This is a genomic window from Natronorubrum halalkaliphilum (genome assembly GCF_009834785.1).
Classification (GTDB): Archaea; Halobacteriota; Halobacteria; order Halobacteriales; family Natrialbaceae; genus Natronorubrum; species Natronorubrum halalkaliphilum.
The window spans coordinates 73,360-96,425 of record NZ_WUYX01000030.1 but is presented as its reverse complement, the minus strand read 5'-3'; the positions used below and the strand labels follow the sequence as shown (position 1 = coordinate 96,425).

Here is a 23,066-nt window from a genome sequence, read left to right as displayed (position 1 = left end):
TATCGGCCGTCAGCCGGTCCTCCTCGGTCGCTCGATGGAGAAGTACTCCGGAACCGCAGAGCGACTCGACTTCGTCGACTTCCCGGACGATCTGGGAATGTTCGGCCATCGCAAGTCCGTCGACCGCACGTTCAAGCGGATCATGAACGAGGGCAAGGAGAACTTCCTGCCGGTCGTCACCGGCCACCAGGGCGAGCCCCGCGCGATGCTCACCCGGATGGCACGCGGCGAGACGCCGTACGAACTGGACGACGGCGACAAGGTCGTCTTCTCCGCACGCGTCATTCCGGAGCCGACCAACGAGGGTCAGCGCTACCAGGCCGAAAAGCTGCTCGGCATGCAGGGCGCCCGAATCTACGACGACATCCACGTCTCCGGTCACATGAACCAGGAAGGACACTACAAGATGCTCGACGCGCTTCAGCCCCAGAACATCATTCCCGCCCATCAGGATCTGAAGGGGCTGTCGGGATACGTCAAGCTCTGCGAAGGCGAAGGGTACCAGATGGGACGGGACCTCCACGTCTCGCGAAACGGCAACCTCATCCAGATTGTCGACTGATATGACGACCCCAGAGGCACGAGAAGAGGCGGTGCTCGAGGCGGTCCGCAAGCGCCGCGAGCAGGTCAACGAGGCGATCCCCGAAGAACTGCCGATCCAGCGACCCGAACGGCTCTACGAAGCGTCGCGGTACCTGCTGGATGCGGGCGGTAAACGGCTTCGTCCGACCGTCTTACTCACGACGGCAGAAGCGCTAGCGGACGTCGACCCCCTGAGCGAGGACTACCGCGAGTTCCCGACGCTCAATGCCGAAACCGCCGGGTCTCGATCCGCGGCCGACACGAGCGGTCAGTCGGAAGCGCCCGACCTGATCGACGTGATGAACGCCGCCGTCAGCGTCGAGGTCATCCAGTCGTTTACGCTGATCCACGACGACATTATGGACGACGACGACCTGCGACGGGGCGTTCCTGCCGTCCACAAGGAGTACGACCTCGAGACGGCGATTCTCGCCGGCGACACGCTCTACTCGAAAGCCTTCGAGATCATGCTCGAGACGGGTGCGGCTCCCGATCGCATGGTCGAGGCCCTCGAGGTGCTCGCAACGACGTGTACGAAGATCTGCGAGGGACAGTCCCTCGACGTCACCTTTGAGAATCGCGGCGACGTGTCGCCCGAGGAGTACCTCGAGATGGTCGAACAGAAGACCGCAGTGCTGTACGCTGCCTCGGCGTGTCTTCCCGCGATATTGCTCGGTGCCGACGATGAGACCGTCGACGCACTCTACGGCTACGGCCTCGATATCGGCCGCGCGTTCCAGATCCAGGACGACGTCCTCGATCTGACCGTTCCGAGCGAGAAACTCGGGAAACAGCGCGGCAGCGACCTCGTCGAACACAAACAGACGCTGATCACCGTCCACGCCCGCGATCAGGGCGTCGATATCGAGGGGCTCGTCGATACGAACGACGTCGACGCGGTCACCGAAGCCGAGATCGACGACGCCGTTTCCGAACTCGAGGAAGCGGGGTCGATCAGTTACGCCAACGAGACGGCCCAGGACCTCGTCGCACAGGGGAAGGGGCGACTCGAAGTGCTGCCGGACAACGACGCTCGCGAACTGCTGTGTGATCTGGCGGATTACCTGATCGAACGCGGCTACTAGCCGAAACAGCCGCTTTCACACTGGTGCGTATTCTTCCGTCGGTACCGCTCTGCTCAGTTAGTGCTATATCCCCTCACAGGCTCTGAGAACGAGCGTCGAGTTATCGACGATGACGAAGCTCCCACTGGGTGCCATCGAAAACTCACTGAACGCACACCGCGGAGGTTTTGGGCCGGGACCGAATACGTCTCGGTAATGGACGACGAGTTACGAGACCGTGTCGAGCGTGAGGCCGAAAAGCACGCGCTGTTGAACGCCGTCAAACACGAGAGCGACGCCAACGTCGGCGCGATCATGGGGCCGCTGATGGGAGACAACCCCGACTTCCGTCCGCATGGCGACGAGATCCCAAGAATCGCCGGTGGCGTCATTGGCGAGGTCAACGACCTCGAGTACGAGGAAAAGCGCGAGCGCCTCGAGGATCTCGCACCCGAGGAACTCGCCGAAATCGAGGCCGAAGACGAGGCGGACGAGCACGACCTTCCCGACCTGCCAAACGCTGACGAGTACGACGAGATCCGGATGCGCTGTGCGCCGAACCCGAACGGCCCGTGGCACGTGGGCCACGCCCGAATGCCCGCCGTCATCGGCACCTATCGCGACCGCTACGACGGCTGGTTCTGCGTTCGCTTCGACGACACCGATCCCGAGACGAAACGGCCCGATCTCGAGGCCTACGACGCGATCCTGGACGACCTCGACTACCTCGGCTTCGAGCCCGACGCGACCTATCGGGCAAGCGACCGCCTCGAGACGTACTACGATCACGCCCGCGAACTGATCGAGATGGGCGGGGCCTACACCTGCTCGTGTTCTGGCGAGGCGTTCTCGGAGCTGAAAAACAACGGCGAGCCGTGTCCGCACCGCGACAAAGACGGGGAGACCGTCCGCTCCGAGTTCGAGGAAATGATCGACGGCGAGTACGAAAGCGGCGAGATGGTCCTGCGGGTCAAAACCGACATCGAACACAAAAACCCCGCACTGCGCGACTGGGTTGCGTTCCGAATGATCGACACGCCACACCCTCGAGAGGAGGCCAGCGAGTACCGTTGCTGGCCGATGCTCGACTTCCAGTCCGGCGTCGACGACCACCTGCTCGAGGTCACCCACATCATCCGCGGCATCGACCTTCAGGACTCCGCGAAGCGCCAGCAGTTCGTCTACGACTACTTCGGCTGGGAGTACCCCGAGGTCATCCACTGGGGTCACGTCCAGCTCGACGCCTACGATGTGAAGATGAGCACCTCGACGATCTCCGAACTGATCGAGCAGGGCGAACTCGACGGCTGGGACGACCCGCGCGCGCCGACGCTCAAGAGTCTCCGCCGCCGCGGCATTCGCGGTGATGCCATCGTCGACGCGATGGTCGGACTCGGCACCTCGACCAGCGACGTGGATCTCGCGATGAGTTCCATCTACGCGGAGAACCGCGACCTGATCGACGAGGAGACCGACCGCCGGTTCCTCGTCCGTGAGGGGAACCAGCTCCCGCTCGGCGGCAGCCCGCCAGACGAGGCCAACCCGCCGCTACACCCCAACCACGAGGACCGCGGTGTCCGGGAGATTCCGGTCGGCGACTCCGTCATGCTCGAGTCCGACGATCTCCCCCAGCGCGAGGCGCGAATCTGGCTCAAGGGGCTGGGATGTTTCCAGTTTACCCGCGATACGCTCCAGTATACGGGCGAAGACATCGACGTCGTTCGAGAGGGCGACGTCGACGTCGTTCACTGGGTCCCCGCCGACGAGTCCGTGCCCGTTCGGATGCGAACGATGGAGGGGGACGTCCGAGGCCACGCCGAACCCGGCGTCGGCAACCTCGATTCCGACGAAATGGTGCAGTTCGAACGGGTCGGGTTCGCGAGAATCGATCGTCACGAAAGCGACGACGAAGGCGGTGCCGAGGAGACCGTCGCCTACTACACGCATCCCTGAATGAGGGTCGGCGGGATGTGGATTAGGAGACGGTGGCTGTAGCCGTAACTTATTCCCCGAGTCGCTCGAGGTCGGTACTCCCACACTCCGGACACGAGTCGGCGTCGTTGTAGAGCCCCGTCTCGCAGTCACGGCAGCGGTACTTGGCGCTGTCCTCGCGTCCGGCTACCGCTTCCTGTTTGATCCGTTCGACTTTCTCGCCGAGACGCTCGAACATGCTCATAGCAACAGTAACATGTTGCAGACGGATAAGTTTCGGCGTCGGGTCCAAATCGGGACAGAACGGCGGTACAGGGGCTGGCGACAGGGACGGCGTGGCGAGAACTCGATTGCCGTTACAGAGACTCGGGTAACTGTGGCTCGAGAGTCACGTGCTGCTCCGTTAATCGCCCGAACCGAACGACCGCGTCCGTTCGTCCAGGTTCGTAGCCGTCCGCCTCGACAACCATCATATACTCGCCGTGATCGAGTTCGATTGTGAACTCGCCGTCCGCAGATGTCGTCGCTGTCGTTGTCGCTGTCCGCGTGGTGTCGTCGATAACCGTTACCCTCGCCTCAGGGATCGGTTCGTCGGCATCGTCCGTCACCGTTCCGGTGACCCAGCCGTTGTGATGGATCGTCCGATCCTCGTCCGGAACCTGGATTCGTGATCGGGTGAACCCGTCCTCCTCGACGTACACTTCGTCGTACCCATCGCCGTAGTCGTCGATACCCGAGACACGAATCTCCCACCAGCCTTCGGGTACGACGAACCCCCGTTCCCACTTGTCGCCGTCGGGAATCGTCCCGCCCGGTGCGACGACGCTGTGTTCTTCGCCGTTGCCGTAGATCGTCACCAGGCACTCGAGCGTCGGTCCGCCGCCGACCTCAGTCACGTAGACGTCGAACTCACCCTCGCCGGGACCCCACTCGCGTTCGAGTCCGAAATCGACCGTGACGGTCTCGTCCGTTGTGACTTCGATCGTTTGCGTTTCGGTAGCGTACCCGTCGGCAGCTACCGTAAGCGTGTACCATCCGGGCTCGAGATCGCGTTCGTACGAGCCGCTCCCGTCGGTTTCCGCGCTGTACTCGTCACTGAAGAGGACGTCGATATCCGCGAGGGGGTGATCGCCATACGTAATCGTTCCCTCGACGTGTCCCGTCTCCTCGGACGTGACCGAAGCGGCCCCGGCTGCGTTCGTGGTGCTCGCGGTGCCGAGAAGACCCGCGGTGACGAGACTCGAGCGCTGGATAAACGTCCGACGATTGGGCTGCATGATAGCTGTGGGTGTGGAGTGGCCATCCAGTCATATCTCTTCTGAACTTCGACGTTATCGCAATTCGAAACGAAAATTTCTGACGAATGTATTGAAATATATTGTGTCGGCCAGGATATTATTTCTTCCCGGACGGTATCCAGAACGCGTCCATCTCTGTAGGGAGGACACTCCCGTGTACAGTGCGCTCGAGACACCTATCGCTCGTCCTCGAGTAAATCGTCTCCGCGCTCCGTTTTCGGATCGGCGACGACGCCGTCCTGCTGGCCGAGCACGCGAGCGTGTGCGGCACAGACCGTTCGGTTGTCGGCCCAGGGAATGTGGAGTTCGACGGTTGCAGGCCGGTCGCAGTCGTCTTCCGGACAGGTCATAGCGGCTATACGACGGCACGGTAGTCAGTGTTTGTGGCGAGTCGGGACTGGAACCGAAACGGGATCACCGTACTCCGAAGACGAACACCGCGATCAGAACAGGAAGACCGAGATGACGAACGCGAACAGGATCGTGGCCGTCAACAGCGCCTGAATCGCCGTCGAGGCGAGCAGCCCGCCCGTCGCATAGAGTGCGGATCGCGTACTGTTTGCGGCGTCTCTGCCCCGGACGTACTCAATCGCGAAGACGGTTCCGAACAGTCCGACGAGCAGTCCCAGCGGACCGGTAACGATCATGAGGACGACGGCGACGACGGTGGCCACGGTGGTGGTCAGCCACGACGCGCCGCCCGCTCGAGCCGCGATCGATCCGCCGAAGAACTCGGCCACGAGCGTCAGCACGCCGAGGAAGGTGAGCACGGCGAGCGTGATGGTTCCGGGCTCGGCAAAGCCGGAGTGCCACCAGTAGAGGTACAGCCCGGACAGCGAGAGCAGTCCGCCGGGGACGAGCGGGAGGAGCGTTCCGACAACGGCGGCGACGAGCAAGGCGACCGCGATGATGGAGACCGCATCGACCATACGATAGGTGCCCAACGGCCGGAGACGACAAAGGTGTACGGCCTTCGGCACTTCGATCCCGCCCGTCGTGTCCGTCGCTGAACTGCGCTCCAGTACCATTACGTGCACCCGTACGAACGTGAGGATATGACGCAGACACGCGGTGCGATCATCGTCGGCGCGTCGTCGGGAATCGGTGAAGCGGTAGCCCGCCGGCTCGCCGACGACGGCTACGAAATCGGGCTGACGGCCCGTCGCACGGATCGACTGACGGAAATCGGCGGCGAGTTACCGACGAACGCCTACGTCGCGACGATGGACGTCACCGACACCGAAGACGCTCGCGACGGGTTTTTCGAACTCGCCGACGCGATGCAGTCGGTCGATCTCGTCGTCATCAGCGCGGGCGTCGCCCACGCGAACTACGATCTCGAATGGTCTCAGGAACGCCAAACGATCGACGTCAACGTCCGCGGGTTTACGGCGATCGCGACGGCCGCGATAGAGTACTTCGAGACCACGCCCGACCACGCGAGCGACGGCGACGGCCACCTCGTTGGGATCTCCTCGGTCGCGGCCCACTTCGGCAACGGCGGCACGCAGGCGTACAACGCCTCGAAAGCGTACGCCTCGACGTATCTCGAGGGGCTCCGAAACCGACAGGCCGGTAGTGACGCCGACGTGACGATTACGACGATCGAACCCGGATTCGTCGACACCAGACTCTCCTACGGCGATCTGTGGAAGTGTTCCCCCGAAACGGCGGCCGAGCAAATCGCTCGAGCAATTCGGAAGGAGCGATCCCACGCCTACGTCACGCGGCGCTGGCGGCTGCTGGCGTGGGCCTTCGATCTGGCTCCGGAGGGACTCCTGCGACGATTGCTCTGAAGCGGTCTCGATTCCCGCTCTTCCTCCTCGGTGTCAGCGAATCGATCCCGTTCGTTCTACTCGGTATACTCGGGGTCGGCGAACCGCTCCCGTTCCTCGAGTGCTACAGCCGGCCCGTATCGGTCGACGAGCGGGCAGAACGCGTCGCCGATCGCCCGCTTGCACTGCCCCGTCGAGTGGTACTCGAGGCGATTCGCGACGGTCGCCCAGTCGTGAGCCTGGAGGGCACGCAGGACGAGCAACCGTTCCTCGCGGACGGTCAGGTCTATCTCGTCGGGGTCGTCGATGAAGTAGCGAACGACGAGTTGACGAAACGGGCCGGGATCGACGTCGAACAGTCCGGGCCCGTACGCTGCGCCGGCGACGACGCGCCACTCGTGGTCGGTAATCTCGAGTGCCGGTGCCGCCGCGGCGTCGGCGGATCGCAGGGCTTCGCGGGCGATGTCGGGATCGAGATCGGACAGCGAGTCCGAACAGAGGGCTGCAAACCGATTCGCAAACCAGTCGGCGTGGCGGTCGTGGAGCGCGGCCCCAGAATCGCTCGTCGGCGCGAGCATGAGCGCGGAGTACTCCCCGCTGGCGTCGTTGCGGGTCGTCGAGAGGTGGACCGTCCGATAGCCGTTCTCGCGCCAGAACTCGAGAAGGGCCGGCGTCGCGCCGAAACCGGTACCGAGCCAGTCGATCGACTCGCGGGACTGTCGGTTTTGGTCTGCGTCCGAATCCCGACTCCGTTCCCCGTTGTAGGCGCATTGCACCTCACCGTCGGTTACTTCCTCGCGGACGGACTCGAGCAGGTGCGACCCGAGCCCTCGCGACCGAACTGCGTGGTGGGTCGCGATGCGGACGACCCGAAGGCCGGCCGGTTCGCTCGCGGCTTCGTCGCGAAGCTGGCTCGTGAGGACGTCGGGGAGCATGTTTCCGCGGACGCGGCCACCCTCGTACATCATCGTCCGTGTTTCCGGCGGGAGGTTTCCCTCGCGAGCCAGCAGGGCGACGCTGACGACGTGGCCGTCGTGGACGAGCGCGCGGGCCTCGAGATTCGGCGCGTCGAACAGCCGCGCGAGGTCGTTGGGTTCGGTGCGGTAGTGTGCGAGCACGAGCAGCCCGAAGGCCTCCCGAAGCAGCTGTTCGTCCGCGAGCAGCGCGTCGGGTTCGAGTCGCCGATAGGCGACGCTGTCCGGCGTCGCATCGTCGACGAGCGGATCGACTGGGGGCCGCGCATCGAGGAGCAGCGCGCGGAACGCCCAGACCTCGACGGGGTCGCCCGCCGCATACCGGATCGGCTCGAGGAGCGTTCGATCGACCACCTCGTGGTCGCTCTCGGCGAGTCGATCCCGGAACCGGACCGAGAATCCTCGACCTGCTCCCTCGTAGCCGTGGACCGTCGTCGCGAACGCGACGCGGTCAGCCTCGAGGAGCGATTCGAGTACCGAAACCGGGAGCGCAGCGGCTTCGTCGACGATGACGATATCGGCGGATTCGGGTCGGTCGGCGGCGACAGCCGGTTCGAGAAAGCGAACCCGACCGCCGGTCCCCGTCTCGAGGTGACGACGCCCCGCTGCGGTGTCGGTGTCCGCGAGCGCCTCACAGAGTTCGCCGGCGCGGTGGAAAATCTCCGCCGCGTTCCGCGACCGAGGGGCCGTGATGAGCACGTCCATCCCGTCGGCGGCGAACGCCCCCGCCGCGAGTCCCGCCGCGCTCGATTTGCCGCGCCCGCGATCCGCCTCGAGAACGACGGCTCGAGGAGACGGCTCGAGGAGGGATTCCAGGGCTTCGACCGCGTCGGCCTGATCGCTCGTGAGACAGGCTTCGTAGGCCTCGTCGGGGAATCGTGACCGAGACTCCAGGCGGGACTGGGCCTGCCATCGACCGGCCGTCGATGTCTCGAGCGACGACCGCCGGTCGCTGATCGGCTTCAGTTTCGGGCTCGTCGCCTGTTCGTCTTCCGACCGTTGGCCCGTCTTCCTCTCCCGTTGATCTTCCAGCCGCGGACCCGGGTTCGTTAGCCCGTCGTCGATGATTCGTCCGGTCTCGAGGGTGACGATGGCGATGCCGCGGTGCGCTCGGAGCGTCTCGGCGAGTCGGCGTCTGAACCGACCGGTGACGTTCGACAGCGAGAACGGAGGGACGGCGAGCGACTCGTCGAACTCGCCGTGTTCGGCGGGCCAGTCCTCGAGCGGTGGCGTCAGCAAGAGCAGGAGGCCGCCGCCGTCGACCGTGCCGACCACTTTGCCGAGTGCGTTCGGCCGAAGTCCCTCGTGAGCGTCGAGTGTGACGACATCTCGAGTCGTTCCGAGAAGGTCGCTCGCGTTGGCCTGCGGGAGCTGTTCACAGCGGAGGCGGTCGTCCGGGCCGACCAGCGTCGTCGCGGTGATCGGGACCGACAGCGTGTCGAGAATCGACTCGAGAACGTCGTATCCGGACTCGCGCTCGCCGGCGAGTACCAGCAGTCGTCGCTCGTTGGCTCGCGTCGCCTCCTCGAATAACGATTCGGCGAGTTCGACGACCTCCTCGTCCATGTGATCGAATTGGGGGCTCGAGAGTAATAGGCAACGGAAGACGACAGGCGACGGATCATCAAACCGATCAGTACGTTCTCTCCGTCCGTACTGCTCGGGGTAAATATTTCCACCGTCGTATCGGGTCGCAGTGTGTGAATTTCATTGCCGTTCGAGGCGTGCTAGAACCGGGTTTCGATCGCAGCCGAGTTCAGCAGAGGGGAGATTCTGCCGACGCGTACGAAACCCAGCGGAGCGACAGGAGAAGACCATGGTATCCACAGAAACGCAAGCGGAGATAGAGGAGTATCTCGGGCAGGTTCCGAGCTGGATCGAAGCGCTTCCGGCGGAAGCCGCGGACAACAGCTGGCACACGGTTCGTGACCTCCAGTTCGGAGAGACGGAGCTCTCACAGCGAGAAAAGGCACTCGTCGCCCTCAGTGCGGCAGCGGCCATCCAGTGTCCCTACTGCACGCACTTCCACACGGAAGAGGCGAAGCTCGAGGACGTGACCGAGACCGAACTCGCGGAGGCGGTCGCCGTCGCCAGCGACGTTCGGTACTTCTCGACGGTACTTCACGGGATGTCGATCGATCAAGACGCGTTCGAAACCGAGACCGCGGAGATCGTCGAACACGTCAAGAACCAGCAGGCTGCAGCGCCGAGCGACGACTGATACGGTTTACTGTAGTCAATCACCGCCGATCGCCGACCCCGTTCTGGCGATCGGCAATAAATAGTTACAGCAATCCGTATGAGACGGAGTGGTGGACTCGCATACGATACGACTGTCCACCGCGGACAACACCGAGAACACCGTACAGCAGCCCGGATAACTGCTGGACGTCCGGCCACTTTTCACTTTTTCGCCCGTGCCTGCACACGAAAAATTGGGAGAAAGCAATGCGGCGAAACGAGTCGCCAAACTGACTGGTCGTCGATCGAGAGAAACGCCGAATTAGCCGTGCGTCACCGTCCCATAGCCTCGGCCGTTTGAACACGCTTTTAAGGGGGGCAACGCTACTGACGAAGTACACCCTACGCGGGGTTGATGATGCTCCTAGCCTCACAGGACTTCCGCCGGAATCGATTCGGCACGGGGTACCCAGTGCCCCGGACGGCAGGGGAGCGCGAGCCCACGTGTAGGAGAGGTGAACAACCAATGTCAGTCTACGTAAACACAGACATCCCAGCCGACCTCGCCGACGACGCCCTCGAGGCGCTCGAGGTCGCACGAGACACGGGCCGAGTAAAGAAAGGAACCAACGAAACGACGAAGGCAATCGAGCGCGGCAACGCCGACCTCGTCTACGTCGCCGAGGACGTTTCTCCCGAAGAGATCGTCATGCACATTCCGGATCTCGCAGACGAGAAAGGCATTCCCGTCGTCTTCATTGAGACCCAGGACGACGTCGGCCACGCCGCCGGCCTCGAGGTCGGTTCGGCTGCCGCAGCGGTCGTCGACGCCGGCGAGGCGTCCGACGATGTCGAAGATATCGCCGACAAGGTCGAGGACCTCGACTGAGGTGATCAGAGATGAGTGCTGAAGAGGAAGAAAGCGGCTCTACGCCCGCCGAGGTCATCGAGATCGTCGGTAAGACCGGCATGCACGGTGAAGCCATGCAGGTCAAATGCCGGATCAAGGAGGGCGAGAATCAGGGACGAATCATTACCCGAAACTGCCTCGGGCCGGTTCGCGAGGGGGATATCCTCCAGCTTCGCGAGACTGCCCGCGAGGCGGACTCCATCGGAGGACAATAACCAATGGTCGAGAAGCGAACCTGTGACTACACGGGCGAAGAGATCGAACCCGGCACAGGAATCATGTACGTCCGCAACGACGGTACCGTGCTCCACTTCGTAGACTCGAAGGCGGAGAAAAACTACAAGCTCGGGCGCGAACCGCGCGATCTGGAGTGGACCGAAGAAGGCCGTCGCGGCAAGGGTCCGACCCAGGCCGACACGCCAGCCGACGAGGAAGTCGATCAGGACGAGGCCGTCGACGTCGAAGATGACGACGACCTCGAGACTGAAGACGAAGACGAAGCCGTCGACGAAGACGACGACTCCGAACCCGCCGGTGACGAGGACGTCGCCGAGGGCGAGGCCGTCGAAGGCGAAGCCGAAGCGGCTGCCGACGGCGATGCGGAGGACGTCGCTGGCGGCGCAGAAGACGACGAAACCACGGACGAGGCCGAAAGCGAGGCTCAACAATGAGCGACCACGAGCGGACCTTCGTGATGGTCAAGCCCGACGCCTTCGCGCGTGGACTCGTGGGCGAGGTTATCTCGCGACTCGAGGACCGCGGACTCAAACTCGTCGGAATCAAAGTCGAAACCATGCCCCGCGAACGGGCCGAGGAACACTACGGTGAACACGAGGACAAACCGTTCTACGACGACCTCGTCGACTTCATCACCTCCGGCCCCGTCGTCCCGATGGTCTGGGAGGGCCAGGACGCGACCCGACAGGTTCGTCAGATGATCGGCGAGACCGATCCACTCGAGGCCGAACCCGGAACGATCCGCGGCGACTATGCGCTCGATCTCGGTCGCAACGTCGTCCACGCTGCCGACCACGAGGACGAGGGCGCAAACGAACGCGAGATTGCGATCCACTTCGACGACGACGAGCTGACCGATTACGATCAGCACGACGCCGAGTGGCTCTACGAGTAACGAACGGAGAGCGACGACCTGCACTCGAACCGTCTCCCGGTCGGAGACAGCGTCGCACCGCGTCGTATTGCAGCGTTTTTCTTGACTCTGTGAGTATCGCGCCGACTGACCGGTCCTTCGGCAGCCCCTGTAAAAGGCGCGTAGCCTCGGCAGTATTCCGCGAACTGTCTCATAGATTCAACACATGTATTTTTCTAGGTAGACGTAACATCTAATGTGTCGGCTGCAGTAGAGTCGGTTGGTGGTTTCGAATGGCAACGTACGGTAGGTGGTTCGTGGATGCGTGAGACAGAGGGAGAGTCGGCGAAGATCACGGCGGAGGTAACGCCATCGTTGGATCTGATCTTCGACCTTCTCTCGAACCGGCGGCGGCGGTACACACTGTACTTTCTGCACGACCAGCCGGACGGCGTCGCAACGATCGACGAGGTCACGGAGGCCGTCGTCGCACTGCAGTCTGGTGACTCCGACGCGGGGTCAGAACACGCGCAGACGGCGATGGATCCCGGTCCCGGTCCCAGTGCCGGCCCCGATTCCGAGATCCACGCTAACGCCGACTGTAGCTCGGATCTCGAGCAACGGCGACTGCGGGTCCGGACGGAACTTCAGCATACACATCTGCCAAAACTCGAGGATGCGGGCGTCCTCGAACACGATCAGCGCAGCGAGACGGTTCGCTACTGGACCCAGCCGTCACTCGAGGAGTGGCTCGAACACGCACAGCACAAAGAGCTTTCGTAGCGAGGAGGACGGTGTTGACAGGGCTGTGACTGCCTGATGCGGACTGCTGGACGTCATTCCCGGAGCGGGGGCGAACAGTCCTGCGGTCACTTCGGGAAACAGTTACACCAGACCGTATGAAAGGTTTAACACGTGATCCGTCGTGGGATCACCCGAGGAGTGGCGAATCACACGACGGGACGACGACCGATTATGCGGTGTGGTATCGTTTCCCTCCTCAAAACTTAACAGGAGAGATGCAGATATCAAACCACGGGTGAAACCAATGGCTGACCACGAACTTCCACCACTACCGTACGATTACGACGCGCTCGAACCGGCACTGTCCGAACAGGTCCTGACCTGGCATCACGACACGCACCATCAGGGCTATGTCAACGGTCTCAACTCCGCCGAAGAGACCCTCGAAGAGAACCGCGAGTCGGGCGATTTCGGCTCGACGCCCGGCGCTCTTAGCAACGTCACCCACAACGGCTGTGGACACTATCTCCACACGCTGTTCTGGGAGAACATGGCGCCGGACGGTGGCGGCGAACCAGAGGGTGACCTCGCCGACCGCATCGAGGAGGACTTCGGCTCCTACGAGAACTGGAAGGGCGAGTTCGAGGCCGCCGCCGGCGCTGCCGGTGGCTGGGCGCTGCTGGTGTACGACCCGGTTGCCAAGCAACTGCGCAATCTCGCGGTCGACAAGCACGACCAGGGCGCGCTCTGGGGCGCACACCCCGTACTCGCGCTGGACGTCTGGGAACACTCCTACTACTACGACTACGGTCCGGACCGTGGCGACTTCATCGACGCCTTCTTCGACGTCGTCAACTGGGAGAAGGCCGAAGACGAGTACCAGACCTGCCTCGACCACTTCGAGTAATCCAGTCGCAGTTACGCGACGAGCCAGTCAATCTCGACGTTTTTTCGACCACCAGTCATCGAGCGCTGCGTCTCTAACTCGAGTGCGGATTGCCCCGTCCCCGATCGGCTCTCTCCGACTCCCTCACCACCCGACAGATCGCCTCCGGCACTGTGTGAGAATGGCACCCATAATTTTGGTCCTCGACAGCCCATTGCTGGTATGGCTACGGACCCAGTCGTGAGCGACGATCGGGTGTTCGAGCCCGCTCCGGCGGAGATCGACGTCGAAACGGCCGGCGATCTCGCGGCCGACCTCGAGGCCGCAGTCGATGGCGACGTTCGCTTCGACGAGTACACGCGGGTGCTCTACGCGACCGACGGCAGTGTCTACGGAGCCCAGCCGGCGGGGGTCGTCTTGCCGCGACACGAAGCCGACGTCCGTGCCGCGGTCCGCGTGGCGGCCGAGCACGGGATCCCGGTCCTCCCACGGGGTACCGGCTCCTCGCTCGCCGGGCAGGCCGTCGGACCCGGTTGCGTCGTCCTCGATCTGTCTCGCCACATGGACGACATTCGCGAGATCGATCCGGACGCAAAGCGTGCGACCGTCCAGCCGGGAGTCGTTCAGGACGACCTGGACGACGCACTCGAGCCCCACGGGCTCCGCTTTGCGCCCGATCCGGCCTCGTCGAACCGAGCGACGATCGGCGGCGGCATCGGAAACAACTCGACGGGTGCACACTCCGTTCGCTACGGGATTACGGACGCCTACGTCGAGGAGTGCGACGTCGTCCTCGCCGATGGGTCGCTGATCCGGACCCGAGACGTCGTCCTCGATAGCCCCGAATGGGAGGAAATCGTCTCGAAGGGCGATCGCGAGGCCGAAATCTACCGGTCGGTTCGGGCGATCGTCGAAGACAACACCGACGAGATCGAAGATCGGTATCCGACGCTCAAACGCTGTGTCAGCGGCTACAACCTGCAAAAAGTGTGCCGAACCGACGCCGAGGGAAACCGGATCATCAACCTCTCGAAACTGATCGTCGGCGCGGAGGGAACGCTCGGTGTCGTCGTCGAAGCCGAACTGTCGCTCGTGACGCGGCCCGAGCGAACCGGGCTCGCGGTCTGCTGTTACGACGACTTGCTCGAGGCCCTCGCCGCGGTGCCCGAAGCTCTGGAACTCGAGGCCAGCGCGGTCGAACTAATGGACGAGGAGGTGTTCCGGCTGGCGGCCGACTCGCCGGAGTACGCCGAGTACGCGGCTCCGATCCCGGACGAGACCGCCGCGGCGTTGATGATCGAGTTCGACTCGGAGGTAATCGACGACCTCGCCGAGGCACTCGAGGCCGCCACGACCCATCTCGTCGCCGAGGGATCCGCGTTCGACTCGATCGAAGCGCTCGCTCCCGAACGACAGGATCGGCTGTGGAAGCTTCGGAAGGCCGCGATCCCCCTCCTGATGAGCATGGAAGGGGATCCGAAACCGTACCCGTTCGTCGAGGACGCCTCCGTCCCGCCCGACGAACTCGCCGAGTACGTGGCCGGCTTTCAGGAGATTCTTGCGGACCACGACACGACGGCCGCCTACTTCGCCCACGCGGGCGTCGGAACCCTTCATATCCGGCCCGTGTTGAATCTGAAGACGGATCGCGACGTCGAGAAACTGCGCTCGATCGCCGCGGACGTCACCGACCTCGCGCTCGAGCACGACGGCGCGTTCTCGGGGGAGCACGGCGACGGCCTCGCCCGGACGGAGTTCAACCCGAAACTGTACGGTCCCGACCTCTGGCAGGCGTTCAAGGACGTAAAGTCCGCTTTCGATCCCGATTGGCAGCTGAACCCGGGGAAAGTCGTCTATCGGGACGACGAGCGGACCGATATTCGCGAGCACCTCCGATACGGAGCCGAGTACGCCTCGCTCGAACCGCGGACGGCGCTCGATTTCGACGATGACGGCGGCTTTTCCCACCTCGTCGAACGCTGTAACGGCTGTGGGGCCTGCCGACAGACCGGGAGTGACGTGATGTGTCCAACCTATCGGGCAACTGAGGAAGAAATCGCGACGACTCGCGGCCGAGCCAACCTGCTCCGGGCGGCGATCAGCGGCGAGATCGATCCCGAAGCCCTGTACGGCGAGCAATTTCAGGAGGACGTGCTCGGCCACTGTATCGGCTGCAAGGGGTGTCAGAGCGACTGTCCGACGGGAGTCGACCTCGCGAAGCTCAAAGCGGAGGTGAAACACCAGTATCACGACCGCGAGGGCGTTTCCCTGCGGGAGCGGCTGTTCGCGAATATCGATCGCCTCGCCGCGACTGGAAGTACAGTCGCACCGGTCGCGAACCGCGCGACGGCCCTACCGGGCGCACGAACGGCACTCGAGAAAACGATCGGTATCGCACCCGATCGAACGCTACCGACGTTCAAACGAGAGTCGCTGGTCGACTGGTTCCGGAGTCGGGGCCCACAGGTCGATCCGGAAACGGCGACCGAGGGCGTCGTCCTCTTTCCCGACACGATAACGAGCCACTCGAATCCCGCGCTCGGCAAAGCCGCCGTCCGACTTCTCGAGGCTGCGAACGTCCGCGTTACGGTCCCTGATCTCGGTCCAACCGGACGGGCAGCGTACTCGCAGGGGTTGCTCGACGAGGCCGCAGACCGCGGCGAGGACCTTCTCAAGGTGTTCGAGCCGTACCTCGAGCGTAACTATTCGCTCCTGTTCGTCGAACCGTCGGACGCGTCGATGGTCGTCGACGAGTACCGGTCGCTGCTTTCGACTCGAGTCGACGATGCCCGTCTCGAACGGTTCGCGTCGAACGCGTACGGCGTCTGCGAGTATCTCGATACGAACCGGCTCGACGAACGGCTATCGTTCGATCACGGGGACGACCGGGGACGGTTGACCTACCACGGCCACTGTCACCAGAAGGCTCGCGGGGCCGACCACCACGCGGTTGGGCTGCTCAGACGGGCGGGCTACGCGGTCGATCCCGTCGACTCGGGCTGTTGCGGAATGGCCGGCAGCTTCGGGTACGAAGCCGAACATTACGACCTCTCGCGGGCGATCGGCTCGCTCTTGCGCGATCAACTCGAGGCGACCGCAGGTTCGGACTCGACGGCCGGGCGGGCTGATCCGACCGTCGTGGCGTCGGGTACCTCCTGCCGGACGCAGATCGGGGACTTCGACGGCTACGATCGGCCATCACACCCGATAACGGTACTTGAGAGCGCACTCGAGGGCTGAGTCGGCGGGTGTGGTAAGTCGGCAAGTTGACGACCCTGAAACCGAACCGTTCGCGTGATCGAGAACGAACGATTTAGGCCTTCGAGGACGGTACCATCGAAAGATGCCCGTTCCAAAATCCGAGTTCGACAGTCTCCCCGACTGTGACTTCTACACGCCCGAAGAGCTTCTCGAGGACGATCAGATGTACACCGTCTACGAGATCGCCCGTCTCATGCAGGATCTCGAGCCGGACGCGGAGATCGATCAGGGGACCGAGCGCGTCCTGCTCGACTGGACGATTCCGTGGGTCATTATGAACGCCGACGACCTCGTCATCGCAGAGCCGCGAACTGACGACGAACCCGCTCGCTACGGTCTGAAAGAATGATCCTCCTCGTGGTCGGTGCCGATCGCGTCGACGCCGGCAAGACCACGTTCTCGACCGGCCTGCTCGAACGCACCGGCGCGGTCGGCTACAAACCGCGTGCGGGCAACGACTACTGGTTCGACCACGACGACTGCGAGCGGGCGCTCGCCGACGGACGACTCTACGGGAAGGACGCCGAACGGCTCGCGCGAGCGGAGAAGCGCGGCCGCGAGCCGGAAGCGCTCAATCCAGTTCATCGGCTGTGGCAGCCCACACCCGGCGGCGGAACCGGCCTCCTCGGCCGGGCCGACCGCGAGTTTCTCGTCGACCGCGTGGGCCGCCCGGAAGACGACGGCCCCGATCCGACGTTCGTCCGCAACGCCACCGCCGACATCCCCGACGCGGTCGCCGATTCGCTCCCGCTCGAGGACGCGATTCCGGTCGAAACAGTCGACGAATTTAACGACCTCGCCGAACGGCGGTACGTCCCCGCGTTCGAGCGGGTCGCGGCCGAGATCGAATCGACCGAGGTCGCCGTCGTCGAATCCTACAGCGACATCGCCCGACCGCTTCAGTCGCTCGATCCCGCGGCGATCAGCGCCGTCGCGGTCGTCGAACCGGCTCGAGCGCAGATCTACCCCGGCGATCGCTACTGTCGGGCCTGCGAAATCGCCAGCTCGAGCCCGAAAGACGGGGCCCTCGAGAAACGCGTCCCGGACGTCCTCGAGTATCTCGATCCGATCGCGCGGATTCGGCTGCCGGCGCTCGGCAGCGACGAGCGGGAGGACCCCGCACGGACCGCTCGAGCGTACGACGCCGCCTACGACGCGTTGCTGGATGCGGCGAGTCGGGTGTGATAGAGAGACAGCATCGTACGACCGCTTCGATTTCGCCTCGAACGTTCGGTCTGTTTACAGCCGGTTTGTACGCGATTCGGCGGACGATAGAATCGTTCTCGCCGCCGTGTTCTTCTTTGCACCATCGGAGTGGAGAAATCGGCAGCAAGGGCGACGATTCCCATCGACCATCGATCACAGTGGTTAAGACTACCCAGTGGAACAACCGTGTAATGAGACGACGAACGTTTCTCGGCGCTGTTAGTGGTGGAGCGACACTCGGGTTGGCCGGTTGCCTGACCCAAGACGGTGATGACGATGAAAACGGAAATGGAAACGGAAGCGGAAACGGAAACGGAAGCGGAAGCGAGGAAACAGACGACAACACGCTGACCGTCGTCACCTACGAGTCGATGATCGACGGCGAGAATCCGGCGGGGCCGTGGCTCAAAGAGGCGTTCGAGGACGAACATCCCGACGCCGAAATCGAGTGGGAACAGCTTCCCAGCCAGGGAATCAACCAGTACATCGATAGCGCGTCTCAAGATCGCGACATCGAGCCCGACGTCTATCTCGGGCTGAATATCGACGATCTCGTGCGCGTCGACGACAACCTCGAGGACGGCGGTCTCTTCCGCGAACTCGACCGAGACCAGATCGAGCGATCGGATCGCGTCCGCGACGGGCTCGATATGGGAGACCCACACGACCGCGTGCTGCCCTACGATACGGGTTACATCAGCCTCGTCTACGACGAGAGCGAGATCGACGAGCCCGAGACCTTCGACGACCTGACGGCGTCGGAGTACGAAGACGCGCTCCTCGCCCAGAACGCACAGACGTCCGATCCCGGACAGGCGTTCTTGCTGTGGACGATCGACGCCTTCGGCGAGGACGGCTACCTCGACTACTGGGAGGAGCTCGCCGAAAACGGCGTTCGAACCCTCGAGGACTGGACCGAGTCCTACTACGGCGCGTACATGGAAGCGGAGCGACCGATGGTCGTCTCCTACTCGACCGATCAGGTGTTCGCGAGCGCGGAAGGGAACGATCTCACGCGCCACCAGATCGCGTTCCCGAACGACCAGGGCTATGCCAACCCCGAAGGAATGGCAATCTTCGAGGACGCTTCTAACGTGGGTCTCGCCTACGACTTCTTCGACTTCGTTCTCTCGAACGAACCGCAGGCGGAGATCGCCCAGCGAAACGTCCAGTTCCCCGCCGTCGAAGACGAGTACGTCGACCTGGACGACGACTTTGACCAGTACGCACACGTGCCGCCGGAGGCCGTGACCGTCGGCTACGACGACCTTCGGGGTAACCTCGACGAGTGGGTCGACGACTGGGCCCAGCAGATGGCCGGCCACTAACCCGTGTCCCGTTCCCGTCCGGGTCGTATCGCTTCGGGAGCCGGTCGCATCCGCGCCTGGCTCGAGCGCAACGCCATCCGGCTGACCGCGCTCGTGACGGCGGGCATCCTCGCCGTCATGTTGTACCTCCCCGTCGGCGTCGTCTTCGTCGAGGCCGTCGTCGACGAGGGCGTCCCGACGCTCGGCCACTTCGCTGCGGTCCTGACGGATCCCTTTTATTTCGGCGTCCTCGCGGACGTCTTCGCGGACCCGCTCGCCGTCGGTACCCACCTCGGCTCGCTGGCCGGCTGGCTCGCCGCGGTGTCGATCTCGCTGTCCCTCGAGTACCCGATTCCCGGGATCGACGTCCCCGTGCCGTGGCTCGCCGTCGATACGCCCGGGGTCCGGCAGGGGCTGTTCGGCTTTACGGCCTATCAGGCCGCACTGTCGACGCTCGCGAGCGTCGCGCTCGGCCTGCCAGCCGCGTACATCCTCGCCAATTACGAGTTCTACGGTCGGCGGACGCTGCGGTCGCTGACGATCCTCCCGTTCGTCCTGCCGGGCATCATGGTCGCGGTCGGCTTCTACGCCATGTTTGGCCGCGCGGGGACGCTCAACGGTATTCTCGGCGTCGCCGGGCTCGGTCCGTTCGCCTTCATCGAGACGAGTCCGCTGACGATCGTCATCCTCGCCCACGCGTTCTACAACGCGCCGCTGGTCGCCAGGCTCACCGTCGCCGCCTGGGAGTCCGTCGACACCCGGACGGTCGAAACCGCCCGCAGCCTCGGGGCGAGCGAGCGACGCGCCTTCCGGGATATCGTCGTGCCACAGCTCGCGCCCGCGGTCCTCACCGGCGCGTTGCTCACCTTCATCTTCACGTTCATGACGTTCCCCATCGTGCTCGCCCTCGGCGGACTCCAGCTTGCGACCGTCGAAGTCTGGATCTACGACCGCATCCAGCGACTCGACTACGCCGAAGCCGCCACGCTCGCGATCCTCGAGACGATCCTCTCGCTGGGGCTGACATACGCCTATCTGCGCTACGAGTCGGTACAGTCGGGCTTCTCCCAAGCGCCGTCGCCGCCGCCGAAGGAGGCGCTGTTTCCCGACCTGCGGACGGCCCTTTCGCCGCGACGGCTGGCGATCTGTGGCTACGGCCTCGTCGCGCTCGTTCTCTTCGTCGGACCGATGGCGAGTCTCGTCGTCGGTAGTTTCACCGACGGCACCGGATTCACCCTCCGGAACTACGCGTTCTTGCTCGAGCGCCAACTCGAGGGTGCGAGCTTCCAGACGCTGCCGTTGCCGGCGATCCGGAACTCGCTGTTGTTCGGCGTCGCGACCCTCGCGGTTGCGGTTCCGATGGGAGTTGTCATCTCGGTGCTGACGGCCCGAACGGGCCGCAGCGGGACGATCATCGATACGCTCGCGATGCTTCCGCTCGCCGTCAGTGGCATCGTCTTCGGAATCGGGCTCTTGCAGGGGCTGGTCTTCGGGATTTCCCTGCCGGGGGGCTGGCGGCTCCAGATCACGGGCGCAGTCGCCATCGTCATCGCCCACGCGGTCGCGGCCTACCCGTTCGTGACGCGAAACGTCTCGCCGCTGCTTTCGAATCTCGACCCGGCGATGGTCGAGTCCGCCCGCGCGCTCGGCGCGTCCCGGTTTCGGGCGCTCGTCGACGTCGAACTCCCGCTGGTCGCCAACGGCATCGTCGCCGGCGCGGCCTTCGCCTTCGCCATCTCGATCGGCGAGTTCTCTTCGACGGTGATTTTGGCGAGCGGCAGCGAGAGCTACACCATGCCCGTCGCGGTCGAACGCTACCTGGGTCGTCGCTCCGGACCGGCGATCGCCATGGGAACGCTGCTGTTGCTCGTGACGGCCGCCAGTTTCGTCGTCATCGACCGCGTCGGCGGGAGGTACGAGCTGTGACCGAGCTTCGACTCGAGGGCGTTTCGAAGCGCTACGGAACCGGCAGGGACGACGGAGCGGCCGCGCTGCAGGACGTCGACCTGACCGTTCGGGACGGCGAGTTCTTCACCCTCGTCGGCCCCTCGGGCTGTGGGAAGACGACCACGCTCCGCACCATCGCGGGCTTTGAAGCCCCCAGCAAAGGCGTCGTCTCCTTCGACGGCGAGTCGATGATCGGCGTGGCTCCCGAACGGCGCGACGTCGGCGTCGTCTTCCAGAGTTACGGGCTCTTTCCGCACATGACCGTCGCCGAAAACGTCGGTTACGGCCTTCAGTTCCGGGAACCGCCGGACGGAACGGGCGTCGACGAACGAGTCGACGAACTCCTCGAGCTGGTCGATCTCGAGGGGATGGGCGGGCGAAACCCCGACCAGCTCTCGGGCGGCCAACAACAGCGCGTCGCGCTCGCCCGGGCGCTCGCACCCGAACCCGACCTGCTCCTGCTCGACGAGCCGATGAGCGCCCTCGACGCCCGGCTTCGGGAGTCGCTTCGGCGACAGCTCAAACGGATTCAGTCGACACTCGAGATCACGACCGTCTACGTCACCCACGATCAGGACGAGGCGCTGGCGCTCTCGGATCGCCTCGCGGTGATGAACGACGGTGAGATCGAACAGATCGCGACGCCGCGGACGATCTATCACGAACCGGAGACGCGGTTCGTCGCCGAGTTTGTCGGAGATAACAACGTCTTCGACGGGACCGTCCGCGCTCGAGACGCCGAACGGACGCGGGTCGACGTCGCCGGGACGACGTTCGATCTGCCGCCGGGTGTGGGTTTCGACGGGTCGGCACAAGAACAAGAACGAGAACGGATCAGCTTCTGCGTGCGACCGGCCGATCTCTCCCGAGCCGTCGACCAAAACCGGTTCGCCGTAAACCTCGAGACGAGCGAGTTCCGCGGCGAGAGCGTGCGCGCGTACGGGCAGTGGAACGACGTGCCGATCGTGTTGCAACTCGGAGAGGTTCTCGAGTCCGAGAAAGACGCGACCGTGACCGTCGGATTCGCGCCCGAAGACGCACACGTTCTGAACGGTGGGTGAAGACTGTTCGGGCGCGATCAGGCCTGGCGAGCCATCCGCGAGGAGAGTTCGACGTGGTCGTACGGCTCGCTCGTGACGCTCGGCCCGTGGCCCGTATGCAGTTCCGCGAGCTCCGGGTCGATCTGCTCGAGGACGCGATCGATGCTCTCGACGAGTGTTCCTCGATCCCCTTCCTCGAGGTCCGTGCGGCCGAAGCTCCCGTTCTGGAAAACGAGATCGCCCGCGAAGAGGACGCCGGCGTCGGCCGAGTAAAAACAGAGGTGGTCGTCCTTGTGGCCCGGCGTGTGGAGAGCGACGTACTCGTGATCGCCGAGTTGGACCGTTTCCTCGTCTTCGATCGCGTGGTCGACGCCGTCGATCGAGGTGTCGTACCCCCATGCGTCGACATCGAAGGCGTCTTTGACGGCCTCGAGGTTACCGACGTGATCGGGGTGGGTGTGGGTCAGGATGACGGCGTCGATGTCGTCGACCCGCTCGCGGACGGCCGCGACGGCGTCGAAGTTCGCCCCCGGATCGACGACGACGGTTCGCTCGCCGTCGACGAGATAGACGTTGCTCGTGAATGCGTGTACGCCCTGCGCGAGATTGGCGATCATGGCCGACGATACGCCGTCGACTGGTTTGTGCGTATCGACACGGGTCGAAGGGACGACTCGAGACGGAACGACGCCGTACCGGGACGGCGAACCCGAAGCGCCGGAATTTTCGGCGTAATATGACAAGTTGTTGGAACTGATGATTAGATAACATCAAAACGGTTTCTGGCAGAATACCCGCACAGACGCGACGTATTCGGCTCACAGGCCGTCGAAGTACTCGGTGGCATCGCCGTTCCGGTATTCACAAGC

At 63.9% G+C, this 23,066-nt stretch carries 23 protein-coding genes; 17 read left to right on the top strand and 6 right to left on the bottom strand.

Features of this window, described 5'->3' with window-relative positions; all coding sequences use genetic code 11:
- The 3 genes from GS429_RS22165 to GS429_RS10615 form a co-directional block, all read left to right on the top strand.
- Positions 1 to 562, top strand: a 562-nt coding sequence (locus GS429_RS22165; RefSeq protein ID WP_328821344.1) for an MBL fold metallo-hydrolase RNA specificity domain-containing protein, incomplete at its 5' end; no start/stop codon positions are given.
- A 1-nt stretch (position 563) separates the two neighbouring features.
- On the top strand, positions 564 to 1,667 hold the full coding sequence (gene idsA3, locus GS429_RS10620; protein ID WP_160065334.1) for a geranylfarnesyl diphosphate synthase: 1,104 nt from the start codon (positions 564 to 566) through the stop codon (positions 1,665 to 1,667).
- 195 nt (positions 1,668 to 1,862) lie between these two features.
- The gene (locus tag GS429_RS10615; protein ID WP_160065333.1) at positions 1,863 to 3,599 is read left to right on the top strand and encodes a glutamate--tRNA ligase; all 1,737 of its coding nucleotides are present in this window, start codon (positions 1,863 to 1,865) and stop codon (positions 3,597 to 3,599) included.
- A gap of 49 nt (positions 3,600 to 3,648) precedes the next feature.
- Here the strand turns inward: GS429_RS10615 and GS429_RS21850 are convergent, their stop codons facing one another.
- The 4 genes from GS429_RS21850 to GS429_RS10605 all read right to left on the bottom strand — a co-directional run bounded on the left by GS429_RS21850 (position 3,649) and on the right by GS429_RS10605 (position 5,805).
- Positions 3,649 to 3,822 carry a PhlB family protein gene (locus GS429_RS21850; protein WP_201293999.1) on the bottom strand — a complete coding sequence of 58 codons (174 nt, stop codon included), beginning with the start codon at positions 3,820 to 3,822 and terminating at the stop codon, positions 3,649 to 3,651.
- Between the two features lie 112 nt (positions 3,823 to 3,934).
- Positions 3,935 to 4,855, bottom strand: coding sequence for a carboxypeptidase-like regulatory domain-containing protein (locus tag GS429_RS10610; protein WP_160065332.1), 921 nt, complete (start codon positions 4,853 to 4,855; stop codon positions 3,935 to 3,937).
- A gap of 197 nt (positions 4,856 to 5,052) precedes the next feature.
- The gene (locus GS429_RS21845; RefSeq protein ID WP_201293998.1) at positions 5,053 to 5,226 is read right to left on the bottom strand and encodes a DUF8014 family protein; all 174 of its coding nucleotides are present in this window, start codon (positions 5,224 to 5,226) and stop codon (positions 5,053 to 5,055) included.
- Positions 5,227 to 5,319: 93 nt separating this feature from the next.
- Positions 5,320 to 5,805 carry a DUF456 domain-containing protein gene (locus GS429_RS10605; protein ID WP_160065331.1) on the bottom strand — a complete coding sequence of 162 codons (486 nt, stop codon included), beginning with the start codon at positions 5,803 to 5,805 and terminating at the stop codon, positions 5,320 to 5,322.
- A 126-nt stretch (positions 5,806 to 5,931) separates the two neighbouring features.
- On the opposite strand from GS429_RS10605, the gene GS429_RS10600 reads away from it, so the two are divergent.
- Complete coding sequence (locus GS429_RS10600) at positions 5,932 to 6,672, top strand: SDR family NAD(P)-dependent oxidoreductase (protein ID WP_160065330.1); 741 nt, start codon at positions 5,932 to 5,934, stop codon at positions 6,670 to 6,672.
- A gap of 56 nt (positions 6,673 to 6,728) precedes the next feature.
- On the opposite strand, the gene GS429_RS10595 is transcribed toward GS429_RS10600, so the two are convergent.
- Positions 6,729 to 9,191 carry a tRNA(Met) cytidine acetyltransferase TmcA domain-containing protein gene (locus GS429_RS10595; protein WP_160065329.1) on the bottom strand — a complete coding sequence of 821 codons (2,463 nt, stop codon included), beginning with the start codon at positions 9,189 to 9,191 and terminating at the stop codon, positions 6,729 to 6,731.
- Positions 9,192 to 9,441: 250 nt separating this feature from the next.
- Here GS429_RS10595 and GS429_RS10590 point away from each other — a divergent pair, with 250 nt between their 5' ends.
- The 13 genes from GS429_RS10590 (at position 9,442) to GS429_RS10525 (ending at position 22,218) form a co-directional block, all read left to right on the top strand.
- Positions 9,442 to 9,846: a carboxymuconolactone decarboxylase family protein gene (locus GS429_RS10590; RefSeq protein ID WP_160065328.1), complete on the top strand. Its 405-nt coding sequence runs from the start codon at positions 9,442 to 9,444 to the stop codon at positions 9,844 to 9,846.
- A gap of 486 nt (positions 9,847 to 10,332) precedes the next feature.
- Complete coding sequence (gene rpl7ae, locus GS429_RS10580; RefSeq protein WP_160065327.1) at positions 10,333 to 10,695, top strand: 50S ribosomal protein L7Ae; 363 nt, start codon at positions 10,333 to 10,335, stop codon at positions 10,693 to 10,695.
- Positions 10,696 to 10,706: 11 nt separating this feature from the next.
- Positions 10,707 to 10,931, top strand: coding sequence for a 30S ribosomal protein S28e (locus tag GS429_RS10575; protein ID WP_008159535.1), 225 nt, complete (start codon positions 10,707 to 10,709; stop codon positions 10,929 to 10,931).
- Positions 10,932 to 10,934: 3 nt separating this feature from the next.
- On the top strand, positions 10,935 to 11,387 hold the full coding sequence (locus GS429_RS10570; protein ID WP_160065326.1) for a 50S ribosomal protein L24e: 453 nt from the start codon (positions 10,935 to 10,937) through the stop codon (positions 11,385 to 11,387).
- Positions 11,384 to 11,848: a nucleoside-diphosphate kinase gene (ndk, locus tag GS429_RS10565; protein WP_160065325.1), complete on the top strand. Its 465-nt coding sequence runs from the start codon at positions 11,384 to 11,386 to the stop codon at positions 11,846 to 11,848. Before GS429_RS10570 ends, ndk begins: the two co-directional genes overlap by 4 nt.
- A 279-nt stretch (positions 11,849 to 12,127) precedes the next feature.
- On the top strand, positions 12,128 to 12,589 hold the full coding sequence (locus GS429_RS10560; RefSeq protein WP_160065324.1) for a DUF7344 domain-containing protein: 462 nt from the start codon (positions 12,128 to 12,130) through the stop codon (positions 12,587 to 12,589).
- 265 nt (positions 12,590 to 12,854) lie between these two features.
- Positions 12,855 to 13,457 carry a superoxide dismutase gene (gene sod / locus GS429_RS10555; protein WP_160065323.1) on the top strand — a complete coding sequence of 201 codons (603 nt, stop codon included), beginning with the start codon at positions 12,855 to 12,857 and terminating at the stop codon, positions 13,455 to 13,457.
- Between the two features lie 201 nt (positions 13,458 to 13,658).
- Positions 13,659 to 16,676, top strand: coding sequence for an FAD-binding and (Fe-S)-binding domain-containing protein (locus GS429_RS10550; RefSeq protein WP_160065322.1), 3,018 nt, complete (start codon positions 13,659 to 13,661; stop codon positions 16,674 to 16,676).
- A 103-nt stretch (positions 16,677 to 16,779) separates the two neighbouring features.
- Positions 16,780 to 17,046: a DUF5827 family protein gene (locus GS429_RS10545; protein ID WP_160065321.1), complete on the top strand. Its 267-nt coding sequence runs from the start codon at positions 16,780 to 16,782 to the stop codon at positions 17,044 to 17,046.
- A complete protein-coding gene (locus GS429_RS10540; protein WP_160065320.1) occupies positions 17,043 to 17,882 on the top strand; it encodes an ATPase in 840 nt (279 codons plus the stop codon). Before GS429_RS10545 ends, GS429_RS10540 begins: the two co-directional genes overlap by 4 nt.
- A 212-nt stretch (positions 17,883 to 18,094) precedes the next feature.
- Positions 18,095 to 19,231: a thiamine ABC transporter substrate-binding protein gene (locus GS429_RS10535; RefSeq protein WP_160065319.1), complete on the top strand. Its 1,137-nt coding sequence runs from the start codon at positions 18,095 to 18,097 to the stop codon at positions 19,229 to 19,231.
- 3 nt (positions 19,232 to 19,234) lie between these two features.
- Positions 19,235 to 21,136 carry an ABC transporter permease gene (locus tag GS429_RS10530; protein WP_328821343.1) on the top strand — a complete coding sequence of 634 codons (1,902 nt, stop codon included), beginning with the start codon at positions 19,235 to 19,237 and terminating at the stop codon, positions 21,134 to 21,136.
- Positions 21,133 to 22,218 carry an ABC transporter ATP-binding protein gene (locus GS429_RS10525; protein WP_328821342.1) on the top strand — a complete coding sequence of 362 codons (1,086 nt, stop codon included), beginning with the start codon at positions 21,133 to 21,135 and terminating at the stop codon, positions 22,216 to 22,218. The genes GS429_RS10530 and GS429_RS10525 overlap by 4 nt, the downstream gene beginning before the upstream one ends.
- Before the next feature lie 17 nt (positions 22,219 to 22,235).
- On the opposite strand, the gene GS429_RS10520 is transcribed toward GS429_RS10525, so the two are convergent.
- Positions 22,236 to 22,814, bottom strand: coding sequence for an MBL fold metallo-hydrolase (locus tag GS429_RS10520; protein ID WP_160065318.1), 579 nt, complete (start codon positions 22,812 to 22,814; stop codon positions 22,236 to 22,238).
- Between the last annotated feature and the right edge of the window lie 252 nt (positions 22,815 to 23,066).

Excerpts from the sequence above, each read along its gene's own strand:
- GS429_RS10590 (WP_160065328.1), top strand. The coding sequence starts at position 9,442 with ATGGTATCCACAGAAACGCAAGCGGAGATAGAGGAGTATCTCGGGCAG.
- GS429_RS21845 (WP_201293998.1), bottom strand. The coding sequence starts at position 5,226 with ATGACCTGTCCGGAAGACGACTGCGACCGGCCTGCAACCGTCGAACTC.
- rpl7ae (WP_160065327.1), top strand. The coding sequence starts at position 10,333 with ATGTCAGTCTACGTAAACACAGACATCCCAGCCGACCTCGCCGACGAC.
- GS429_RS10540 (WP_160065320.1), top strand. The coding sequence starts at position 17,043 with ATGATCCTCCTCGTGGTCGGTGCCGATCGCGTCGACGCCGGCAAGACC.
- GS429_RS10520 (WP_160065318.1), bottom strand. The coding sequence starts at position 22,814 with ATGATCGCCAATCTCGCGCAGGGCGTACACGCATTCACGAGCAACGTC.
- GS429_RS10600 (WP_160065330.1), top strand. The coding sequence starts at position 5,932 with ATGACGCAGACACGCGGTGCGATCATCGTCGGCGCGTCGTCGGGAATC.
- GS429_RS21850 (WP_201293999.1), bottom strand. The coding sequence starts at position 3,822 with ATGAGCATGTTCGAGCGTCTCGGCGAGAAAGTCGAACGGATCAAACAG.
- GS429_RS10595 (WP_160065329.1), bottom strand. The coding sequence starts at position 9,191 with ATGGACGAGGAGGTCGTCGAACTCGCCGAATCGTTATTCGAGGAGGCG.
- ndk (WP_160065325.1), top strand. The coding sequence starts at position 11,384 with ATGAGCGACCACGAGCGGACCTTCGTGATGGTCAAGCCCGACGCCTTC.
- GS429_RS10535 (WP_160065319.1), top strand. The coding sequence starts at position 18,095 with ATGAGACGACGAACGTTTCTCGGCGCTGTTAGTGGTGGAGCGACACTC.
- GS429_RS10570 (WP_160065326.1), top strand. The coding sequence starts at position 10,935 with ATGGTCGAGAAGCGAACCTGTGACTACACGGGCGAAGAGATCGAACCC.
- GS429_RS10605 (WP_160065331.1), bottom strand. The coding sequence starts at position 5,805 with ATGGTCGATGCGGTCTCCATCATCGCGGTCGCCTTGCTCGTCGCCGCC.
- GS429_RS10615 (WP_160065333.1), top strand. The coding sequence starts at position 1,863 with ATGGACGACGAGTTACGAGACCGTGTCGAGCGTGAGGCCGAAAAGCAC.
- GS429_RS10575 (WP_008159535.1), top strand. The coding sequence starts at position 10,707 with ATGAGTGCTGAAGAGGAAGAAAGCGGCTCTACGCCCGCCGAGGTCATC.
- GS429_RS10550 (WP_160065322.1), top strand. The coding sequence starts at position 13,659 with ATGGCTACGGACCCAGTCGTGAGCGACGATCGGGTGTTCGAGCCCGCT.
- idsA3 (WP_160065334.1), top strand. The coding sequence starts at position 564 with ATGACGACCCCAGAGGCACGAGAAGAGGCGGTGCTCGAGGCGGTCCGC.
- GS429_RS10560 (WP_160065324.1), top strand. The coding sequence starts at position 12,128 with ATGCGTGAGACAGAGGGAGAGTCGGCGAAGATCACGGCGGAGGTAACG.
- GS429_RS10610 (WP_160065332.1), bottom strand. The coding sequence starts at position 4,855 with ATGCAGCCCAATCGTCGGACGTTTATCCAGCGCTCGAGTCTCGTCACC.
- GS429_RS10545 (WP_160065321.1), top strand. The coding sequence starts at position 16,780 with ATGCCCGTTCCAAAATCCGAGTTCGACAGTCTCCCCGACTGTGACTTC.
- sod (WP_160065323.1), top strand. The coding sequence starts at position 12,855 with ATGGCTGACCACGAACTTCCACCACTACCGTACGATTACGACGCGCTC.